The organism is uncultured Stenotrophomonas sp. (assembly GCF_945952405.1).
Taxonomy (GTDB): domain Bacteria; phylum Pseudomonadota; class Gammaproteobacteria; order Xanthomonadales; family Xanthomonadaceae; genus Stenotrophomonas.
This window is the reverse complement of record NZ_CAMFIA010000044.1, coordinates 1-4,125: the sequence shown is the minus strand read 5'-3', so window position 1 is coordinate 4,125 and position 4,125 is coordinate 1. Positions and strand designations below refer to the sequence as shown.

The following is a 4,125-nucleotide window of genomic DNA, read 5'->3' as shown; positions in this document are numbered from 1 at the left end:
AGCGTCCGGCCGCCGCACCCGCAGCGGCGCCCAAGCCCGCCGCCAAGCCGCTGGCCGAAGCCGAGCACACGGTGCGCGTGGACACCAAGCGTCTGGACGCCATCGTCAACCTGATCGGCGAACTGGTGCTGTCGCGCAACCGGCTCAAGACCCTGCGTGCGCGCCTGCGCGACGAGGAGCTTGACCGTGCCGTGTCCACCCTGGACATCGCCACCGCCCGCCTGCAGTCGGCGGTGATGCGGACCCGCATGCAGCCGGTGGGCAAGGTGTTCTCGCGCTTCCCCAAGGTGGCCCGCGACGTAGCCCGTTCACTGAAGAAGGAAGTCGACCTGGAGCTGATCGGCGCCGAAACCGAGCTTGACCGCAACCTGGTCGAAGCCCTGGCCGACCCGCTGGTGCACCTGGTCCGCAACGCCATCGACCATGGCGTGGAAATGCCCGACCTGCGCGAGGCGCAGGGCAAGCCGCGGATGGGTCACGTGCGCCTGTCGGCCCAGCAGGAAGGCGACTACGTCAGCATCGAGGTGCAGGACGATGGCGCCGGCATCGACCCGGAAAAGCTGCGTGCGAAGGCACGCGAGAAGGGCCTGATCGATCCGGAGGCCGCCGCCCGCCTGAGCAGCGAGGAATGCCTGCACCTGGTGTTCCTGCCCGGCTTCTCGACCAAGCAGCAGGTCACCGACATCTCCGGCCGTGGCGTGGGCATGGACGTGGTGCAGTCGCGCATCCGCGAACTGAGCGGCCAGATCCAGATCCAGTCGGAACTGGGTCGTGGCAGCCGCTTCCTGATCCGCGTGCCGCTCACCCTGGCGATCCTGCCGACCCTGCTGGTGCAGGCCGGCGAGGATGTCTATGCGCTGCCGCTGGCACGCGTGATGGAAGTGCTGCACGCACCGCGCACCTCGCTGGGCTGGTTCGATGGCCGTGCCGTGCTGGACCGCCGCTCGCACACCCTGCCGCTGGTCGATCTGCGCCAGTGGCTGGATGTGACGCCCGCCGCATCGACCCTGCTGACCATCGTGGTGCTGCAGGCCGGTGAAGCGCGCTTCGGCCTGGTCGTGGACCAGGTGCGCGGCCGCGAGGAAGTGGTGATCAAGCCGCTGCCGAAAGCCCTGCGCGGCCTGCGCGGTTATGCCGGTGCAACCTTGATCGGCGATGGTCGCATGGCGCTGATCCTGGACGTGGATGGCCTGCGCAGCCCGCACGACTGAACCGATACCTGAACCCGACACGCTGCAGCGCCGGCCCCGGCCGGTGACCCGAAAAACTGTGAACTGCGTTACACCAGATTCTCCCGGTGTCTCAAGTCCCATTCATACAAGCCGATACCGGATCCATGGATAGACTCAGCCTCATTGGACTCTTTCTCGCCCTGGCCTCGCTGGTCGGTGGCAGCATCCTCAAGGGCGCCGGCCTGGCGTCCCTATGGTCGCCTGCGGCGTTTGTGATCGTCATCGTCGGCACCGTTGCCGCGATCCTGCTGCATACCTCGCCGGCCGTGTTCAAGCATGCGTTCAAGATCGTGCGCTGGGTCGTGCGCCCGCCGCACAGCGATCGCCGCGAACTGATCCAGCAGATCGTCGAGTGGAGCAACATCGCCCGCCGCCAGGGCCTGCTGGGCCTGGAATCGCAGGTGGAAGCACAGCAGGACCCGTTCCTGCGCAAGGGCCTGCAGCTGCTGGTGGACGGCGTCGAGCCCGAATCGATGCGGCACATGCTGGAGATCGAACTGGGCAGCCAGGAGCACCAGGACCAGGCCGGCGCCAAGGTATTCGAGGCGATGGGCATCTATGCGCCCACGCTGGGCATCATCGGCGCCGTACTCGGCCTGATCGCGGTGATGAAGAACCTGGCCGACCCCAGCAAGCTCGGCCACGGCATCGCCGCCGCGTTCACCGCCACCATCTACGGCATCGCCTCGGCCAACCTGCTGTTCCTGCCGATCGCGGCCAAGCTCAAGAGTGTGATCTCGCACAACACGCGTGACCGCGAAATGGTGATCGAGGGCCTGATCTCGATCGCACAGGGCGAGAACCCGCGCAACATCGAAACCAACCTTTCCGGCTTCCTGCACTGACATGGCCCGCCGCAAGCACCACGAAGAGCACGCCAACCATGAAGCATGGGCGATCCCCTATGCCGACCTGATGACGCTGCTGCTCGCCTTTTTCGTGGTCATGTACGCCATCTCCTCGGTCAACGAGGGCAAGTACCGGATCATGGCCGATGCGCTCACCGATGCCTTCGGTGGCGCGCCGCGCACGATCAACCCGGTGCAGGTCGGCAACAAGCAGGTGCAGGGCGGCGGCTGGGACAGCCCCTCGGTGATCAAGTCCGGCACCAAGGTCGGCCCCTCGGCGCCGGCACCGTCGCACGATCCGACCCTGCTGCCGTCGATGGCCTCGCAGATGCGCATGCCGGTGTCGGTCCACAACCAGGAACAGATCGCGCGCGCCGAACGCCAGCTCAACAGCATCGCCGACCGCCTCACCGCCGCGCTGGCGCCACTCATCGACCGCGGCATGATCAGCGTGCGCCGCACCGAACTGTGGATCGAGGTCGAGATCAACAGCGACATCCTGTTCCCGACCGGCTCGGCCGCGCTGGACGTACATGCGCGGCAGACCCTGGCCAGCCTGGCCGACGTGCTGCGCGACGTGCCCAACAGCGTGCGCGTGGAAGGCCACACCGACAACGTGCCGATCGCCACCGCCACCTTCCCGTCCAACTGGGAACTGTCGGCTGGGCGTGCCGCCAGCGTGGTGCACCTGTTTGCCGACCAGGGCGTGCAGCCGTCGCGGCTGGCGATGGTCGGCTACGGCCAGTTCCGCCCGCGCGAAGAGAACGACAGCGCACAGGGCCGCAATCGCAATCGCCGGGTGATGGTCATCATCCTCGCCGACACTTCGCATTCGGTCGATCCGCTCGGGCAGCGCCTGAACGCCGCCACCGGCGCGGTCGACAGCAACGCCACCGAACAGGCCGCCGCAACTCCGGCCAGCACCCCCACCCCCCCCATCGCACCGGTGAAGTTGCCGCCGGTGCCGGCTGGCAGCCGCGTCGGCGCCGCCGTTCCCCCGGCAATGAAGGAGTAATCCGATGCGCATCTGGGCAGTCGCCAACCAGAAGGGCGGAGTCGGCAAGACCACCACCACCCTCGCCCTCGGCCGCGGCCTGGCCGCGCTCGGCCATCGTGTGCTGCTGATCGATCTCGATCCGCATGCCTCGCTCAGCCGCGCCTTCGGCGTGCCGGTGGATCCGCCGCCGGCCGGCGTACTGGAGCTGTTCGGTGCCCCGCCGGCCGACCTGTCCAGCCTGTGCCATGCCAGCAGCATCCACGGCCTGGACTACGTCTGCGCGCAGTCGGCACTGGCCACGCTGGAGCGCCGCAGCGCCAACCAGCCCGGCCTCGGCCTGGCCCTGCAGAACGCGCTCGCGCGCCACCAGGGCCAGCACGACTACATCCTGCTGGACTGCGCACCGACCCTCGGCCTGCTGATGATCAATGCGTTGGCCGCCGCCGACCGCCTGATCATCCCGACCCAGGCCGAACCGCTGGCCCTGCACGGCCTGGATGGCATGGTCCGCACCGGCGAGATGGTCGAGCGTTCGCGCCGCCGCCCGCTGCCGATCTCGATCCTGCCCACCCTGTTCGACCGCCGCACCCGCGCCGGCAACGAATCGCTGCGCAGCATGCAGGACCGCCACGGCACCCGCGTGTGGGAAGACGCGATTCCGATCGATACCCGTATCAGCAATGCGGCCGGGTTGACCCTGCCCAGCGTGGGCGAGGACTACCCGGGCCGCGGCCTGGCGGCCTACCGCCGCGCGCTCAACTGGATCCTCGGCGAGGACGCCCGGGCACTGGAGCAGGCCGCATGAACAGCACCGGCATACTGGACGATTATCTGGACGAACTGCTGGGCGAAGCGATCGCCCCGGCAGCCGCGGTGCTGCCTGCCGCCGCTGCCACGCCGGCAACGACGGACGTCGCGGTCGCCGAACGCGAGCCGAGCTGGGATGACCTGCCGGCCGAAGTGATCTACGAAACCGGCGCCGACGCCACGGCTCCGGCTGCGGATGATGCGGCGCTGGAAGCCGCCTTCGAGGCCGCCGCCACACCGG

The 4,125-nt window shown here is 68.5% G+C and carries 3 protein-coding genes and 2 pseudogenes; all 5 read left to right on the top strand.

The genetic code is table 11. The features are described 5' to 3' along the window. Window positions 1–1,211 (top strand): chemotaxis protein CheA (locus Q0P60_RS20555; RefSeq protein ID WP_294997443.1); only part of this gene is annotated, 1,211 nt, incomplete at its 5' end. A gap of 125 nt (window positions 1,212–1,336) precedes the next feature. Then, complete coding sequence (locus Q0P60_RS20550) at window positions 1,337–2,077, top strand: flagellar motor protein (protein ID WP_005409527.1); 741 nt, start codon at window positions 1,337–1,339, stop codon at window positions 2,075–2,077. 1 nt (window position 2,078) lies between these two features. Next, window positions 2,079–2,924 (top strand): annotated as a pseudogene (gene motD / locus Q0P60_RS20545) (flagellar motor protein MotD); the annotation flags it as partial. A 175-nt stretch (window positions 2,925–3,099) separates the two neighbouring features. Next, complete coding sequence (locus tag Q0P60_RS20540; RefSeq protein WP_294997441.1) at window positions 3,100–3,882, top strand: ParA family protein; 783 nt, start codon at window positions 3,100–3,102, stop codon at window positions 3,880–3,882. Then, window positions 3,879–4,125: pseudogene (locus Q0P60_RS20535) on the top strand (chemotaxis protein CheW); the annotation flags it as partial. The gene Q0P60_RS20540 and the pseudogene Q0P60_RS20535, both read left to right, overlap by 4 nt.

Coding starts and splice junctions, on each gene's coding strand:
- Q0P60_RS20540 (WP_294997441.1), top strand. CDS start 3,100: ATGCGCATCTGGGCAGTCGCCAACCAGAAGGGCGGAGTCGGCAAGACC.
- Q0P60_RS20550 (WP_005409527.1), top strand. CDS start 1,337: ATGGATAGACTCAGCCTCATTGGACTCTTTCTCGCCCTGGCCTCGCTG.